The organism is Microbacterium sp. NPDC089188 (genome assembly GCF_040685155.1).
GTDB lineage: Bacteria > Actinomycetota > Actinomycetes > Actinomycetales > Microbacteriaceae > Microbacterium > Microbacterium galbum.
The window spans coordinates 346013-362383 of sequence record NZ_JBFBHH010000003.1 but is presented as its reverse complement, the minus strand read 5'-3'; the positions used below and the strand labels follow the sequence as shown (position 1 = coordinate 362383).

12 protein-coding genes are annotated in these 16371 nt (G+C 71.1%); 1 reads left to right on the top strand and 11 read right to left on the bottom strand.

From position 1 onward, the window contains the following. Positions 1-89: 89 nt before the first annotated feature. The 6 genes from infB to AB0N80_RS11580 all read right to left on the bottom strand — a co-directional run bounded on the left by infB (position 90) and on the right by AB0N80_RS11580 (position 9570). Positions 90-2897 carry a translation initiation factor IF-2 gene (gene infB, locus AB0N80_RS11605; RefSeq protein ID WP_363578789.1) on the bottom strand — a complete coding sequence of 936 codons (2808 nt, stop codon included), beginning with the start codon at positions 2895-2897 and terminating at the stop codon, positions 90-92. Positions 2898-2990: 93 nt separating this feature from the next. After that, positions 2991-3242, bottom strand: a complete 252-nt coding sequence (locus tag AB0N80_RS11600; RefSeq protein ID WP_363392689.1) for a YlxR family protein — start codon at positions 3240-3242, stop codon at positions 2991-2993. 34 nt (positions 3243-3276) lie between these two features. Beyond that, on the bottom strand, positions 3277-4266 hold the full coding sequence (gene nusA / locus AB0N80_RS11595) for a transcription termination factor NusA (RefSeq protein ID WP_315993142.1): 990 nt from the start codon (positions 4264-4266) through the stop codon (positions 3277-3279). 120 nt (positions 4267-4386) lie between these two features. After that, complete coding sequence (locus tag AB0N80_RS11590; RefSeq protein ID WP_363578788.1) at positions 4387-4989, bottom strand: cyanamide hydratase; 603 nt, start codon at positions 4987-4989, stop codon at positions 4387-4389. A 136-nt stretch (positions 4990-5125) separates the two neighbouring features. Further along, positions 5126-7621, bottom strand: a complete 2496-nt coding sequence (locus tag AB0N80_RS11585) for a glycogen/starch/alpha-glucan phosphorylase (protein ID WP_363578787.1) — start codon at positions 7619-7621, stop codon at positions 5126-5128. 110 nt (positions 7622-7731) lie between these two features. After that, the gene (locus tag AB0N80_RS11580) at positions 7732-9570 is read right to left on the bottom strand and encodes an alpha/beta fold hydrolase (RefSeq protein WP_363392701.1); all 1839 of its coding nucleotides are present in this window, start codon (positions 9568-9570) and stop codon (positions 7732-7734) included. Between the two features lie 97 nt (positions 9571-9667). Here AB0N80_RS11580 and AB0N80_RS11575 point away from each other — a divergent pair, with 97 nt between their 5' ends. After that, complete coding sequence (locus tag AB0N80_RS11575; RefSeq protein WP_363578786.1) at positions 9668-10477, top strand: DUF1206 domain-containing protein; 810 nt, start codon at positions 9668-9670, stop codon at positions 10475-10477. A 21-nt stretch (positions 10478-10498) separates the two neighbouring features. Here AB0N80_RS11575 and AB0N80_RS11570 read toward each other — a convergent pair whose 3' ends face one another. The 5 genes from AB0N80_RS11570 to AB0N80_RS11550 all read right to left on the bottom strand — a co-directional run bounded on the left by AB0N80_RS11570 (position 10499) and on the right by AB0N80_RS11550 (position 16308). Continuing rightward, positions 10499-11320 carry an aldo/keto reductase gene (locus tag AB0N80_RS11570; RefSeq protein WP_363578785.1) on the bottom strand — a complete coding sequence of 274 codons (822 nt, stop codon included), beginning with the start codon at positions 11318-11320 and terminating at the stop codon, positions 10499-10501. Between the two features lie 165 nt (positions 11321-11485). Continuing rightward, on the bottom strand, positions 11486-13282 hold the full coding sequence (locus AB0N80_RS11565; protein ID WP_363392710.1) for a proline--tRNA ligase: 1797 nt from the start codon (positions 13280-13282) through the stop codon (positions 11486-11488). Positions 13283-13331: 49 nt separating this feature from the next. After that, positions 13332-14522 (bottom strand): hypothetical protein, encoded by a 1191-nt coding sequence (locus AB0N80_RS11560; RefSeq protein ID WP_363578784.1) that lies wholly within the window; start codon positions 14520-14522, stop codon positions 13332-13334. Then, complete coding sequence (locus tag AB0N80_RS11555; RefSeq protein ID WP_363578783.1) at positions 14519-15049, bottom strand: sigma-70 family RNA polymerase sigma factor; 531 nt, start codon at positions 15047-15049, stop codon at positions 14519-14521. Before AB0N80_RS11555 ends, AB0N80_RS11560 begins: the two co-directional genes overlap by 4 nt. Before the next feature lie 74 nt (positions 15050-15123). Then, positions 15124-16308: a benzoate/H(+) symporter BenE family transporter gene (locus tag AB0N80_RS11550; RefSeq protein ID WP_363392713.1), complete on the bottom strand. Its 1185-nt coding sequence runs from the start codon at positions 16306-16308 to the stop codon at positions 15124-15126. Positions 16309-16371 lie beyond the last annotated feature (63 nt).

Genomic DNA, 16371 nt, shown 5'->3' with positions numbered 1-16371 from the left:
GGGTAAGGGCCCCGCTCTGCTCGGGGAGATGCACACCCCCGCAGGCCGAAGCGGGAGCCGCGCCACATGGCGCGACCCCCGCACGACGATCAGCCTCGCGGCTTCTCGACCATTTCCGTGGTTTCGATTTCGTCACCGATCTGGATGTCGTTGAACTTGCCCAGGCCGATACCGCACTCGAAGTCCGTGCGGACCTCGGTGACGTCGTCCTTGAAGCGGCGCAGCGACTCGATGGCCAGGCCGTCGGCCAGCACGACACCGTCGCGGATGACGCGGGCCTTGGCGTTGCGCGTGATCGTTCCCGACCGCACGATGACACCGGCGATGTTGCCGAACTTCGAGGAGCGGAACACCTCGCGGATCTCGGCGACACCCGACTGCACCTCTTCGAACTCCGGCTTGAGCAGGCCCTTGAGCGACTGCTCGACGTCGTCGATCGCGTTGTAGATGACCGAGTAGAACCGCACGTCGACACCCTCGCGGGCGGCACGCTCGCGGGCCTTCGTGTCGGGACGCACGTTGAAGCCGATCACGATCGCGTTGTCGATCGTGGCCAGGTTGATGTCCGACTCGGTGATCGCACCCACACCGCGGTGGATGATGCGCAGCTGGACGCTGTCGTCGACCTCGATCTTGAGCAGCGATTCCTCGAGCGCCTCGACGGCACCCGACACGTCACCCTTGATGATGAGGTTGAGCGACTCGACCTTGCCCTCTTCGAGAGCGCGGGTGAAGTCCTCGAGCGAGATGCGCTTGCGGGCCTTGGCCAGCTGGGCGTTGCGCTCGGCGGCCTCGCGCTTCTCGGCGATCTGACGCGCGGTGCGGTCTTCCTCGGTGACGATGAAGACGTCGCCGGCGCGGGGAACCGAGTTGAGACCCTGCACCTGCACGGGACGCGACGGGTAGGCCTCTTCGACCGCTTCGCCGTTCTCGTCCATCATCGCGCGGACGCGGCCGTAGGCCGTGCCGGCGACGATCGCGTCACCGACGCGCAGCGTTCCGGACTGGATGAGCACCGTGGCGACCGAACCGCGACCCTTGTCGAGCTTCGCTTCGATCGCGACACCGCGGGCCGCCTTGTTCGGGTTGGCCGTGAGATCGAGACCGGCGTCGGCGGTGAGCAGGACCGCATCCAGGAGGGCCTGGATGTTGAGGTTCTGTCGGGCCGAGACGTCGACGAACATGACGTCTCCGCCGTACTCCTCGGCGACCAGACCGTACTCGGTGAGCTGCTGGCGCACCTTGGCCGGGTTGGCGTCGGGCTTGTCGACCTTGTTGACCGCGACCACGATCGGCACGTTCGCCGCCTGGGCGTGGTTCAGCGCCTCGACCGTCTGGGGCATGATGCCGTCGTCGGCCGCGACCACGAGGATCGCGATGTCGGTCACCTGCGCACCGCGGGCACGCATGGCGGTGAACGCCTCGTGACCCGGGGTGTCGATGAAGGTGATCGCGCGCTCGATGCCCTCGTGCTCGGTCCAGATCTGGTACGCACCGATGTGCTGCGTGATGCCGCCGGCCTCGCCCGCGACCACGTTCGTCTGGCGGATGGCGTCGAGCAGTCGCGTCTTACCGTGGTCGACGTGGCCCATGACGGTGACCACGGGAGGACGGATCTCGAGATCGTCCTCGCTCTCGGCCTCGAGCTCGGCGTCGAGGTCGAGACCGAAGCCCTCGAGGAGCTCCTTGTCCTCGTCCTCGGGCGAGACCATCTGGATCTTGTAGCCGAGCTCGGCGCCGAGGACCTCGAAGGTCGCCTCGTCGAGCGACTCGGTCGCAGTGGCCATCTCACCCAGGTTGAACAGGATGGTCACGAGCGTGCCGGGCTGCACGGTGTAACCGCGCAGGGCCTCGAGCTTGTCCGCGAAGTCGGCGATGGAGGCACCGCGGCGCAGGCGGATGATCTCGCCGTTGCCCTTCGAGACGTTGACGCCGCCGACGACCGGCGCCGACCGCATCTCGAATTCCTGCCGCTTCGCCCGACGCGACTTACGCTGCTTGGACTTGCCGCCGCCCTTACCGAAGGCACCCGCGGTACCACCGCCGGGACCACGGCCACGGCCACCGCCGCCACCGGGACGACCGGCGAAACCGCCACCGGGAGCACCGCCACCGGGGCGCTGGAAGCCGCCACCGGCGCCGCCGGGACGACCGGGACCGCCGGGACGCTGCTGGAACGGAGCGCCGGGACGACCGGCACCACCGGGACGACCGGCACCGCCGGGGCGCGGGGCACCGGGACGCGGGGCGCCGGGGCGCGGAGCCTGCGGACGCGGGATGTTACCCGGGGTCGGGCGCTGGCCCATGCCCTGCGCCGACGCGAACGGGTTGTTGCCCGGGCGGGGACCGGCGGGACGCTGGCCCATGCCCTGCGAGGAGGCGAACGGGTTGTTGCCCGGACGCGCACCACCGGGACGCGGGGGCGAGCTGGGACCGGGCTTGGGCGCACCGGCACCGGGGGTGGGGGCCGACGACGGAGCCGCGGGCTTCGCACCGGGCTTGGCCGGGGCGGAGGGGGCGGGCGCCGACGCTGCGGGAGCCGGAGCGGCCGGGGCGGATGCCGCGGGAGCCGGGGCGGCAGCGGGAGCCGCCGGAGCGGCGGGCTTGGCCGGTCCGGGGGTGGGGCCCGAGGGACGGGCACCGGGGGTGGCCGCCGGACGGGCGGGGCCCGGGCGGGCGCCGGCGCCGGGGCGCGCCGCGGGGGCGGCCGACGTGGCGCTCGACGAACCGGACGAGCCCTCGGCCGCGAGGGCGGCGCGGAGCTTACGAGCCACGGGGGGCTCGATGGTGGATGAGGGGCTCTTGACGAACTCGCCGAGCTCCTTCAGCTTCGCAAGCGCGACCTTGCTGTCGACGCCGAGCTCGGAAGCGATCTCGTGCACGCGTGGTTTTGCCACAATTCTCCTGTCTGAGGGCCTACCCCGGACAGGGCAGACCGCTAGTTGCGGACGGGTCTCATTTCGAGCCGTTCACTTCGTGTCCATAGCCGTTCAGCCTTTTCGCTGGAGGGTTGATTCGAAGGTCTGCGTGTCAAGCGGGCCTGACACACGCAATGCTCGTACGAAGGCGCGACGCGTGAGGGCTTTGCTCACGCACGCGTCCGTCTCGTGCACCCACGCTCCCCGGCCCGGCAGCACCGCTCGCTCGTCTGCGACGAGGACCGATCCGTCGGCGACCACACGCAGAAGCGATGATCGGGGGGCGCGTGCGCGGCATCCGACGCACGTTCGTACGGGTTCCATCTTACACCTCGCGGTCGCCCGGACGATCTGACCCTCAGTTGTCTTCGAGGATGCTGTCCGGCTGGATGTCGATCTTGGCGCCGGTGAGCTTCGCGGCGAGGCGGGCGTTCTGGCCCTCCTTGCCGATCGCGAGCGAGAGCTGGTAGTCGGGGACGAGGGCGCGGACGGCCTTGGTCGAGGCGTCGAGCACGAACGACGAGGTGACCTTCGCCGGCGACAGCGCGTTCGCGACGAAGCGCGGCAGCTCGGCGTCGTAGTCGATGATGTCGATCTTCTCGCCGGCGAGCTCCTCGGTCACCGCGCGCACGCGGCGTCCGAGCTCGCCGATGCAGGCGCCCTTGGCGTTCACCGTCGGATCGTTCGCCTTGACGGCGATCTTGGACCGGTGCCCGGCTTCGCGAGCGAGCGAGACGATCTCGACCAGGCCCGCGGCGATCTCGGGCACCTCGAGGGCGAAGAGCTTGCGCACCAGACCCGGGTGCGTGCGCGAGACGGTGATCTGCGGGCCTTTGTTGCCCTTGGCGACACTGGTCACGTACACGCGCAGACGCGAGCCGTGCGGGTAGGTCTCGCCCGGGACCTGCTCCTCGGGCGGGAGGATCGCCTCGACCGTGCCGAGATCGACGTGCACCATGCGGGGGTTCGGGCCCTGCTGCACGACGCCGGCGACGATGTCGCCCTCCTTGCCGCGGAACTCCCCCAGCACGGCGTCGTCGGCGATGTCGCGCAGACGCTGGCTGATGACCTGCTTCGCGGCGAAGGCGGCGATGCGGCCGAAGTCGTCGGGCGCCTGCTCCTCTTCGCCGATGACGGCGCCCTCGTCGTCGATGACCGGGGTGAAGATGCCCACGTGACCGGTCTTGCGGTCGAGCGAGGCCCTCGCACCGGCCGGGATCTCGCCGGAGGGCGAGATGTGCTTGGCGTAGGCGGTGAGGATCGCCTGCTCGATGATGCGCGCGAGTTCGTCGAAGGGGATCTCCTTCTCGCGTTCGATCGTCTTCAGAAGTGCGAGATCGATGTCCACAAGGCCCTCCGTTATTCAGCTCTCGTCGACGCGACCGGCGCCGACAACCCTCCTACGATACCCGGGATGCCATCCGCCTCGCGACTCGGGACCGATGACGGAGGCCGATGCACAGTCGTTTCAGAGACGCTCGAGCGGGTTGGCCGCGAGCTTCGCGACCACTCCCCCATCGACGAGCCGCCGAGCGGCGGTGTCGGGCTTGCGCGCGGCCTGGTCGCGGACGCAGGCGCCGAACTCGGCGGCCAGGTCGCCGCGGGGATGCGCCGCCAGGACCTCGCGGAGGAATCCCTCCGGCAGCACGTCGGCGCGTGCGCCCGAGATGTCGAGGCCCGTGGCGATCTCGAGCAGATGGCCCTCGGCATCCATCGTCGGGTCGACGCTCGTCCAGTTGTGCCGCACGATGACCTCGAGCGCGCGCCGACGACGCTCCCGCGCCCAGCCCGCTCCCGCGGTGACGGCGATGGCGACGTGTCCCCCGGCGTCCTCGTACGACAGCGTGTGGTTGTCGAACTCGGCCATCGTGCCGATGTCGTGCAGCACAGCCGACACGTACAGCAGCTCGTGGTCGATGCCGTCGAATCCGCCGGCGCGCGCGAAGCCCTCCGCCCACAGCCACGACCTCAGGCCGTGGGCGGTGATCGCCGCCGACTGGTACTCCCGCGCGAGCGTCAGGGCCGCACGCGCGGCGGCGGTGTCGGGCACGGGGAAATCGGCGGGTCGCACGGAGCCTCCAGGATCGGGTCCCCCCAGCATCGCGCGCGACGCCCCGCTCCGCCGTGTCGCGACGGCCAGCCGCCGTCGTCTTCCTGCCAGAGCGTTCCGGATGCCGTGACGGCGGGGCCGCGGCATCCGGAACGGCTCAGCCGATCGGGGCGGCGTGCCAGATGCGGTCGAGGTAGTCGCGCATCGCCCGGTCGGAGGAGAAGTACCCGCTGCGCGCGACGTTGAGGATCGCCGAGCGCACCCATCCGTCCTGGTCGGCGTACGCGGCGTCGACGCGCTCCTGCGCGTCGAGGTACGACGAGAAGTCGGCGAGCGCCATGAAGCGGTCTTCGTAGAGGAGGTTCGACACGAGGGGCTCGAAGACCGTGCGGTCGCCGTCGGAGAACGCACCCGAGGCGATCAGGTCGATGGCGCTGCGCAGCCGCTCGTCGCGCTGGTAGAAGTCCGCGGGACGGTAGCCGTCGGCCCAGAGCGCCTCGACCTCGGGCTCGCTCATGCCGAAGAGGAAGAAGTTGTCGTCGCCGACCAGCTGCCGGATCTCGACGTTCGCGCCGTCGTCGGTGCCGATGGTCAGCGCACCGTTCAGGGCCAGCTTCATGTTGCCCGTGCCCGAGGCCTCCTTGCCGGCGAGCGAGATCTGCTCCGACAGGTCGGCGGCGGGGATGATGCTCTCCGCCAGCGTCACGTTGTAGTTCGCCGGGTAGAGCACCTTGAGCTTGCCCTGGACGCGCTCGTCGGCGCTGACGACGTCGCCGACCGCGTTGATCAGGTGGATGATGCGCTTGGCCATGCCGTAGCCGGGGGCGGCCTTCGCGCCGAAGAGGAACGTGCGCGGTTGCACGGCATCCACATCGAGGCGCCCGGAGACGATGCCCTCGTACGTGCTGACGATGTGCAGGACCTTGAGCGTCTGCCGCTTGTACTCGTGCAGGCGCTTGATCATGACGTCGATGAGGTGGTCGTCCGACAGCGCCGGCTCCCCGCGGGCGTCGAGCACGCGGCTGAGCCGGCGCTTGTTCGACGCCTTCACCGCGGCGAACCGCTCGCGGAAGTCGGCGTCGTCGGCGAGCGCCTCGAGTCCCCGGAGGCGTTCGAGATCGACCGTCCAACCCGCGCCGAGCGCCTCGGTGATCAGCGCCGACAGCTCGGGGTTGGCCAGGCGCAGGAACCGGCGGGGCGTGACGCCGTTGGTGACGTTGGTGAACTTGTCGGGCCACATCGTGGCGAAGTCCTTCAGCACGTTGTCGCGCAGCAGCTGCGAGTGCAGTTCGGCGACGCCGTTGACCTTGGATCCCGCGACCGTGGCGAGATAGGCCATGCGCACCGAACGGAACGGGTGCTCACCGATGATCGACATGTTGCGGATGAGCAGTTCGTCGTCGCCGAAGCGCTCGCGAACCTCGAGCAGGAAGGCGTCGTTGATCTTGTAGATGATCTCGAGGTGGCGCGGCAGCAGACGACCGAGCAGATCGACCGACCACACCTCGAGCGCCTCGGGCAGCAGCGTGTGGCACGTGTACGCGAAGCACTTCTGCGTGATCGCCCACGCGGCATCCCACTCGATCTTCTTCTCGTCGACGAGCACGCGCATGAGCTCGGGGACGCCGATGACGGGGTGCGTGTCGTTGAGCTGGAAGATCACGCGCTCAGGGAGCTTCTCGAGGTCGAAGTCGTCGGGGAGGACGTTCTCGATGAAGTCCGCGATGGAAGCCGCGACGAAGAAGTACTGCTGCTGCAGGCGCAGCTCCTTGCCCTGGGGCGTGGAGTCCTCGGGGTAGAGCACCTTGGAGATGTTCTCGGCGAAGGTCTGTGCGCGGACCGACTGCACGTAGTCGCCGGAGTTGAAGGTGTGCAGGTCGAAGGCGTTCGTCGCGACCGCGCGCCACAGGCGCAGGGTGTTGACCCGGCCGTTGTGGTAGCCGGGAACCATCATGTTGTACGGCACCGCGAGCACGTTCCACTCCGGCACCCAGCGCGTGCGCTCGACGCCCTCGTCGTCGTAGGTCTCGGTGGTGCCGGCGAACGAGATCGTCTGCGCGGCCTCGGGGTGGGCGAAGTCCCACGGCGAGCCCATGCGCAGCCAGGCGTCGGGCTGCTCCACCTGCTGGCCGTCGGCGAAGGCCTGGCGGAAGATGCCGTACTCGTAGCGGATGCCGTAGCCGATGGCCGGGACGCTCATGGTCGCCAGCGAGTCGACGAAGCACGCGGCCAGGCGGCCGAGGCCGCCGTTGCCGAGCCCCGGCTCGATCTCGACCGCGCGGAGATCCTCGATGTCGATGCCGCACTGTGCGAGCGCCTCGGTGGCGATGTCGGTCAGGCGCGCGGCGAGCAGGTTGTTGTCGAGCTGGCGACCGAGCAGGTACTCGGCCGAGAGGTAGCAGACGGTCTTGTTCTGCTGCGCCTTCTGCTGCGCGCGGTCGTCGAACCACCGCGCCATGAGGTAGTCGCGCACCGTGTACGCGAGCGCCAGGTACTGGTCGTTGACGTCGGAGTTCGACAGCGTCACGCCCTGGTCGAAGTTCAGGTTCTGCAGGAACTGTTTCGCGAAGCCGTCGACGGATGCCGCCGGGGCGACGACGGGCGCGAGGGCCAGGGGGTGGGTCGGGCGCAGCTCAGGAGTGTTCTCGGGCACCCTCCGACCGTAATCAGAACCGTCATCACTGCCAAGACGGCATCCGCCACGACACACGATCTTCACCCGTTCGCCGCACGGGCGGAACCGCCCGGGTGCACCGGAGCGGATCAGCGCAGGCCGCACCCGTCGACGACCTGGTCGCGGCCCTCGATGAGGTTCTTCGTCCAGCTGTAGAGCACGGGGAGGAAGCGCGATTTCGGCAGGATCGGTCGCAGATGGTCGTAGCCGGCGTAGGTCGCCCACCGCACCGGCTGGCCCTCGGCGCACAGCTCCTGCACGTAGTCGCGCTGCAGCTGCGGCGGGATGACCTCGTCATCGGCGCCCCACGCGACCAGCATCGGGGTGCCGAGCGGCGCGGTCATCGCGTTCTCGGCGAGGCGGCGTCCGAGTGCGCCGTCGGTGAGGTCGGCGTTGTAGAGCGGGCGGTCCTCGCTCACCCCGAGGGCCGTGAGCACCGACACGACCACACCCGGCTCGCTGGGGCACCGCTGGGTCATCTCGAGCACGATCGACCGGGAGCCCTCGGCGATGTAGTCGTCGAGGTGCACGTCGGCATAGGTCTCGGAGTACGGCACGAGCACCCACGACGTGATCACCGACAGCATGGCGTTCGGAGGGCCCGACAGCAGCTCGCGCGCCAGCGCGGGCGGATCGGCGACGGGGGCCACCACTGCGGTGCCCAGCACGTCGATGCCCGGGGCGTAGTCCTTCGCGATCGCGGTGGTCCACAGCGCCGCATGGCCGCCCTGCGAGTGCCCCCACACCACCGTGTCGGGCGAGAGCGTGAGGTCGGTGCGCAGCTCGCTCGCGGCCAGCACGGCGTCGAGGGACGACCGGGCCTCCCCCGCGCCGATCAGGTAGGGATAGGCGCCGGGAGCGCCCTGGCCCGAGAAGTCGGAGGCGACGACGACCCACCCGGCCTTGAGCGCCTGCTCGAGAGCGGGGATCGACCACTTCGTCGCCGACGCGTCGCGCAGGCTCGGTGCGCACCCCTGGGCCACGCCCGTCGTCCCGTGGTTCCAGACGATGACGGGACGCGGGCCCGGCGGCAGATCCGTGGGCACGATGACCAGGGCGCTGGCCACGGCGGGCCGGTTCGCGGCATCCCGGGTCGTGTAGAGCATCCGCGTGACCGCGCCGTTCTCGGGGAGGCGGCCGAGGTAGGCGTCGGAGCGGATGAGCCGGCCGTGGCCGCTCGGCACCTGCGCGGGCGGGTCGTAGAACGCATCCACCACCGGGGCCCCGGCGTCGAGCCAGTCGTTCAGCCACCACCCGCCCGCGGCCGTCGCGACGAGCACGAGCGACAGGGCGTACCGACCCGCGGCGGCCCATCCGGCGCGGATGCGCCGGCGTCGCAGCGCACGCTGCGCGTCGAACGGCGTCTTCCGCACGCGAGGACGACGGATGCCGGCCACCCCGCGCGCGAGGACTCCCAGGCCGAACACGATCGTGCGCACACCGAAGACGACGGCGAGCACGAGCACCGTCACGTCGGGCCAGGTGAAGGACAGCACCCCGAAGGCGATCTGCGCGACGCCCCACGACAGCGAGAGGATGCGCGCGCTCGCGCCGCCACGACTCACGGCCCGGCCGATCGAGGCCAGTCCACCGATCACCAGCAGCACGGCGAGCACCGGCGGCAGCAGTTCGAGACTGCGGCCGAGCCAGACGAGGACGGCGAGGCCCGCGACGATCCAGGCGGCCGACACCGATCGCGCCCACCAGTTCGCCGGTCGTCCGACGAGCTCGACGATCCCCATGACCACCGCGCTCGCACCGACGTAGATGCCCAGCAGCACGAGAGAGGTCAGCGGACGCGAGACGATCAGCACGCCGAGCGCCACCACCACCGCACCGATCACGAGCAGCACCCGCGGCGGGGCGTTGCGCACGAGTGCGGGAAGGGCGTTCCACCGGCTCGGGCGCGATCGGCGGGTGGCGGGCATCAGGCCATGATAGGCACCGTCATCCGGCGCGACGGTCCGGTGGACGCCCCCGCGCAAGCGAGTGGCGGCGACGGCCCGAACGGCATACGGTGCCCGAATGCCCTCGACCGCTCGTACCGCAGCCCGGGAGGCCGAGGCGAACCCCGCCTTCCGGCTCGCCGCCCGCGCGGGCTACGCCGCCAACGGCGCGCTGCACCTGCTGATCGGCGCGCTCGTGATCGCCGTGGGCCTGGGAGCGACGGAGGACAGCGACCAGACGGGCGCCTTCCGCGCCCTCGCGGCGGTGCCGCTCGGCGCCGTCGCGCTGTGGGCCCTGGCGGTGGGGCTCGTCACCCTCGGCGCATGGCATCTGCTGCAGGCCTTCGCTCCACGGCACCTCACCGTGTGGCGCCGTCTCGCGCGCATCGCGGCGGAAGCACCGCAGGGCCTGGTGTTCGTCTTCATCGGTCTCGTCGCGGCATCCGTCGCCCTCGGCGCCCGTCCCCGAGCCGAACAGACCACCGAGGACCTCAGCCGCGGCGTCCTGATGTGGCCGATCGGCGGCTTCCTGCTGGGTGTCGTCGGTCTCGCCGTGGCGGGTGTGGGCATCGGCTTCGTGTGGATGGGGATCCGACGCTCGTTCCACTCCAAGGTCCGCGTGCCCCGGGGGCGACGCGGCCTCGCCCTCACGGCACTCGGGGTTATCGGATTCCTCGCCAAGGGCGTCGCCCTGGTGATCGTCGGAGTCCTTCTGACGGTCGCCGCCATCACGGTCGAACCCGACACCGCGGGCGGACTCGATGGCGCGGTCGCGGCCGTCATCGCCCTGCCCGCGGGGCCGTTCCTCGCGTGCCTCGTCGGCCTCGGATTCCTCTCCTACGGGGTGTTCACGATCTTCCGCGCGCGCTACGCCCGTCTCGACGCGTGAGAGGTTCCGCCCGAGCGGCGCTCAGTCCAGGCTGGGGTCACGACCGGTGCGCTCCCCCGTCTCCAACGTCGCGATCCGCGCGTGGTCGTCGGCGTCGAGGGTGAAGTCGAACACGTCGCCGTTCTCGCGGATGCGATCGAGGGAGACCGACTTGGGGAACACCACGAGGGTGCGATCGAGGTGCCAGCGGATGACGACCTGAGCGGGGGTCTTGCCGTACTTCTCGGCGATCTGCGCCAACACGGGTTCGTCGAGCAAGCCACCGCGGGCGAGCGGCGCCCACGACTCGGTGACGATGCCGTTCGCGGCATCCCAGTCGACCAGCTCGTTCTGCGGGAACCGGGGGTGCAGCTCGACCTGGTTGATCGACGGCAGCACGCCGGTCTCGTCGCGCAGGCGCGCGAGGTGAGGGATCGCGAAGTTGCTCACGCCGATCGAGGTCGCACGTCCCTCCTGTTGCAGGCGCACCAGCGCCTTCCACGTCTCGACGTAGCGGTCGGCGCTGGGAATGGGCCAGTGGATGAGGTACAGGTCGACCCGGTCAAGACCGAGCTTCGCGGCGCTCGCGTCGAACGCGCGCAGCGTCTGGTCGAACCCCTGGTCGTCGTTCCACACCTTGGTGGTGACGAAGACCTCGTCGCGGTCGAGCCCCGAGGCGCGCAGTCCCTCGCCGACCTCGGTCTCGTTGCCGTACAGGGCGGCCGTGTCCACGTGGCGATACCCCGCGGCGAGCGCCCCCGCCACGAGACCGGCGGTGACGTCGGCGGGCACCTTGTAGGTGCCGATGCCGAGCTGCGGGATCGTGGAGCCGTCGGACAGAGACAGGCGGGGTGCCGAGATCATGGCATCCACGCTACCGAGTCCTCCTCGTCCGTCGGAGTCTCTTGACCGCCCGCCGCGGCCGGTAGCCCGAGAGACCGCGAGACGACATCCCGCTGATGATCCGGCTGCACTCTGCAACCGTGTGGTCAGCGAGATGCCGTCTCGCGAGGAGAGGCGGGACGAGCGTCAGCGGGTCAGCGCCGCAACGGCGTCGGCGACGGCGAGCGTCTCGCGCTCGCCCGTGCGGCGGTCCCACAGCTCGACCTGCCCCTCGGCGGCGCCACGGCCGACGATGAGGATGCGCGGGATGCCGACGAGCTCGGCGTCGCCGAACTTCACGCCGGGCGAGACCTTGGGGCGGTCGTCGTACAGGACGTCGAGGCCGGCAGCCTCGAGCTGGTCGGAGACGGATGCAGCGAGCTCGAACGCGGCGGCGTCGCGGCCGGTGGCCACCACGTGCACGTCGAACGGGGCGACCGACTCCGGCCAGATCAGGCCCTTGTCGTCGTTGTTCAGCTCGGCGATGATCGCGAGGATGCGGGTCACGCCGATGCCGTAGGAGCCCATCGTGACGGTCGCGAGCTTGCCGTTCTCGTCGAGCACCTTCAGTCCGAGCGCCTCGGCGTACTTGCGGCCGAGCTGGAAGACGTGGCCGATCTCCATGCCGCGGGCCAGCTCCACGGGGCCCGAGCCGTCGGGGGCAGGGTCGCCGGCGCGCACGGTCGAGACCTCGACGAAGCCGTCGCCGACGAAGTCGCGGCCGGCAACGAGGGAGTGCACGTGCTTCTGGTCGATGTTCGCGCCGGTGATCCACGCGGTGCCGTCGACCACGCGGGGGTCGAGCACGTAGCGGATCTTCGTCGCCGACTCCTCGCCGAGCACGGGACCGGTGGGCGACCAGGGGCCGATGTAGCCCTTGACCAGCAGCGGGTTCTTCGCGAAGTCGTCTTCGGTGGCCGCTTCGACCTCGGCGGGGGCGAAGGCGACCTCGACGCGCTTGTCGTCGACGTCGCGGTCACCGGGAAGCCCCACGACGACGAGCTCGCGCGTGCCGTCGAGGTGGGTCAGTGCCAGCACGACGTTCTTCAGCGTGTGCGCCGCGGTCCACGCGGTGGCCCCGTCCGTCGCGGGGCCGGCGATGCCGGGCGCGGGAGCGTCGAGGTGCGCGTTCGCGTGGTCGACGAGGGTCGCGATCGTGGGGGTGTCCGGGGAGTCGAAGACCACCGCATCCGGCTGTCCCTCGATCGGGAGCGCCTCGGGCGCGACCGTCGTGAAGGCCTCGACGTTGGCGGCGTACCCGCCGGCGGAGCGCACGAAGGTGTCTTCGCCGATCGGGGTCGGGTGCAGGAACTCCTCCGACTTCGAGCCACCCATCGCCCCCGCGTCGGCGGCGACGATGACGTACTCCAGCCCGAGGCGGGTGAAGATGCGCTCGTAGGCGTCGCGCTGGGCCTGGTACGACGCGTCGAGCCCGGCATCCGTCGCGTCGAACGAGTACGCGTCCTTCATCGTGAACTCGCGGCCGCGCAGGAGACCGGCGCGGGGACGCGCCTCGTCGCGGTACTTGTCCTGGATCTGGTAGATCGTCAGCGGAAGGTCCTTGTACGACGAGTAGAGGTCCTTCACCAGGAGCGTGAACATCTCCTCGTGCGTGGGAGCGAGGAGGTAGTCGGCGCCCTTGCGGTCCTGCAGGCGGAACAGCGCGTCGCCGTACTCCTCCCAGCGGCCGGTGACCTCGTACGGCTCGCGCGGCAGCAGCGCCGGGAAGTGCACCTCGAAGGCTCCGGCGTTCGCCATCTCTTCGCGCACGACCGTCTCGATCTTGGCCTTGACCTTCAGACCGAGAGGGAGCCAGGCGAAGATGCCCGGGGCGTTGCGACGGATGTATCCGGCGCGCACGAGCAGGCGGTGGCTCGTGACCTCGGCATCCGAGGGGTCTTCGCGAAGCGTGCGGAGGAAGTAGTTCGACAGACGGGTGACCACGAGAGTCGAGTCTAGGCCGCGCGGACCGGGAGGACGGATGCCGGGCGCCTCACGCCGCCAGGTCCGGATCGGCCGCGAGCCGCGAGACGAGGTCGACCCACTCGCCGGTGTCCCTTCCGTTCCCGTAGACGGTGAGCCGGGTCTCCCCGACGACGGCGATGATCGTGGTCGACACACCGTTCGGTGCGCCGTCCTCGATCCAGGCGGCCGACGTCCCCGGGATGTCGATCGGTCGCATGGAGCGCTCCTCGAGGTCGGCGGCGGTGGGCTCGCCCAGGAGCGGCTGCGTGTAGAAGCCGAGGGCGAGGGCCCGACCGGAGCCGTCGGTCGGATACGACGACCACCCGCAGAAGCGGGCGACCCCCGCGGCCACGGCGATGTCCCAGACCGGCCCGGACGCGACGTTGTCGCTGGGGTATCCGGTCTCGACGTCGGCACCCGCCCAGTCCGACACCAGCGCGTCGAGCTCTGCGCACGCGGGAAGGGGCGCTCCGGCCACCTCGTCACGGGAGACGCCGACGGCGCCCGCGAGGCGCGGTTCGACGGTGGAGAGCACGTCCTGGGCCGCCGCGCGCACGCGCTCCACCGCGGCGGTGACCTCCGGCGACGGGTCGCGGTTGTACGCCGGGTCCCACCAGTTCACCCCGACCCACAGGTCGCCGATCGTCTTCTCGGCGAGGCAGAGCTCGCCCGGCCCGCAACGCTCGTCGGCGCGCCAGGCATCGACGGTGCCGTCGGGAAGCGCCGCGCTCGGAACGACCGTGACGCTGAACCCGTCCTGGTCCGTGGACCATGCGCACGAGAGCCCGCCGAGCAGTCCCAGCATGTCGTTCTGCCGCGGCGGAGTCGACTGGCTGCTGTTCGCGAACGGCGATGCGACCGCCTCCGGAATGAATCCGCCCGCCTCATCGGCGTCGAGCAGAGCCTCGCACCGACCGCCGAGCACGACGGCGGGTTCCGGCCGCTCCGGGGGCGAGACCGACGACGCGCTCGGGGTCGGGGTGGGCGCGGGCTCGACGATCGAGGCCGTCGGGGTCGGTGAGGGCGACGTGGCGACCTGCGGCGCGCCCAGGGTCGAGGTCACCGCCACTCCCCCGGCGATGCCGACGACCAGCACCGCCGCGATGGATCCGGCGATCCAGGCCCCCCGGTGCGCGCCGACCGGGGTGATCTCGCGAGCAGCGCCCACGATCCGCGCGCGCAGAGCGGCGCGCTCCTCGGGCGTCAGTTCGTCGTTCATGCCCGTGCCCCTTCCAGCGCGACCTCGTCGCGCAGCTTCGCCTTGGCGCGGGCCAGCCGCGATTTGACCGTCCCGGCCGGGATGCCGAGGGCCTGCGCCACCTCGCGCTCGGCATAGCCCTCCAGCACGGCCAGGACCACGACGGCCTGCTCGCGCTCCGGCAGCCTCTTCAACGCCGCGAGCACGCCGCTGTCGTCCTGCCCGTGCATCGCCCGCGGCTCGGGGACCGGCGCCCGGTCGAGCAGCGCCCGATACCGCCGGCCCGACCGCTCGAGATTCCGCGCGCAGTGCGCGACCGTCGTCAGCAACCACGGCAGGGGCGACCCCTCGACCAGGCGGACCGAGGCGCGCTTGCGCCACAGCTCGAAGAACGCCACGGTCACGGCATCCTTCGCATCCTCCCGTGCGGTCAGCAGTCGCGAGGCGTGCCGGAACAGGCGCGCCTCGTAGCGGTCGAACAGCGCGGCGAGCGCGAGCTCGTCCCCTTGGCGAACCCGGCCCCACAGTCCGGCGTCGTCGTCATCCACACTCAGTAGTGTCCGTGAGACTCCGTTCGGTTCCCGCACGAGCAACGCGGACGATAACGAAACGGTGACGGCTGTCAGCCGGCCCGCCGGCCGAGATGCAGCGCCGTGCGCACCACGAGACCGGCCAGCAGCGCCCAGAACGCCGCACTGACCCCGAACACGGCGATCCCGGATGCCGCGACGAGGAACGTCACGACCGCCGGCAACCGCTCGCCCGGGTCGTCGATGGCCTGCTGCACCGCGGATCCGAACGCGCCGAAGAGAGCGACGCCCGCGACGGCGGGGATGACGCCCGCCGGGGCCAGGAGGACGATCGCCGCGAAGGCCGCCGACAGGGCGCCCAGCACGAGATAGGTGCCGCCGGCCGACACGCCCGCCACCCACCGGCGTCGCGGGTCGGGGTGCGCGTCCGGTCCCGCGGCGATGGCCGCGCTGATCGCCCCGAGGTTCATCGCGTGCCCGCCGAAGCCGGCCGCGGCCGCCGACCCCAGGCCGGTGACGAGCATCGCCGGCCGCCACGGGATCGTGTAGCCGAGGCTCTTCATGACCGCGACGCCGGGCACGTTCTGCGACGCCATCGTCACCACGAAGAGCGGCAGGGCGATGCCCACCACCGCGCCGACCGTGAGCGTCGGGGCGGTGACCTCCAGGCGGGGCAGCAGGGATGCGGCATCCGTGTCGACCCCGGTGCGCGCGAGCTCGACCGCGACCACGACGATCGCCGCCACGAACGCGAGCGGCACCGCCCAGCGGGGCAGCAGGCGGGATGCCACGAGCCAGACGATCAGCACCGGGGCGACGCCCCACGGGTCGTCGACGAGGCCGACGAACGGCGCCACGCACAGCGGCAGCAGGACGCCGGCGAGCATGGCCTGCGCGATGGAGGGAGGGATGCGGGCGATCAGGGCGCCCAGGGGAGGGAAGAGCGCGGTGCAGAGGATGAGCGCGGCGCACACGAGGAACCCGCCGACGACCGCGGGCCACCCGCCGTCGACGGCGCCCGTCGCCGCGAGCAGCGCGACGCCCGGTGTGGACCACGCCACGGTGATCGGGATGCGGTACCGCGCCGCGAGGACGATGCAGCCGACGCCCACGACCAGCGTGATGGCGAGCAGCCCGCTCGCCGCCTGCGCGGGAGACGCGCCCACGGCGCCGAGACCCGTCAGCACGACGGCGAAGGTGCTGGTGAAGCCGACGAGAGCGGTCACGACCCCCGCGACGAGCGGACGGGCGAGCGAGGGCGCGGGAGTCTCGGTCATGGGACTCCCGACGCTATCGGACGTCGGCCCGCGGGTCGGTGCGGCGCGGGTGAGCCGTGCCGG

Excerpts from the sequence above, each read along its gene's own strand:
- AB0N80_RS11600 (WP_363392689.1), bottom strand. The coding sequence starts at position 3,242 with ATGGAACCCGTACGAACGTGCGTCGGATGCCGCGCACGCGCCCCCCGA.
- AB0N80_RS11580 (WP_363392701.1), bottom strand. The coding sequence starts at position 9,570 with ATGCCCGCCACCCGCCGATCGCGCCCGAGCCGGTGGAACGCCCTTCCC.
- AB0N80_RS11575 (WP_363578786.1), top strand. The coding sequence starts at position 9,668 with ATGCCCTCGACCGCTCGTACCGCAGCCCGGGAGGCCGAGGCGAACCCC.
- AB0N80_RS11570 (WP_363578785.1), bottom strand. The coding sequence starts at position 11,320 with ATGATCTCGGCACCCCGCCTGTCTCTGTCCGACGGCTCCACGATCCCG.
- AB0N80_RS11560 (WP_363578784.1), bottom strand. The coding sequence starts at position 14,522 with ATGAACGACGAACTGACGCCCGAGGAGCGCGCCGCTCTGCGCGCGCGG.
- AB0N80_RS11550 (WP_363392713.1), bottom strand. The coding sequence starts at position 16,308 with ATGACCGAGACTCCCGCGCCCTCGCTCGCCCGTCCGCTCGTCGCGGGG.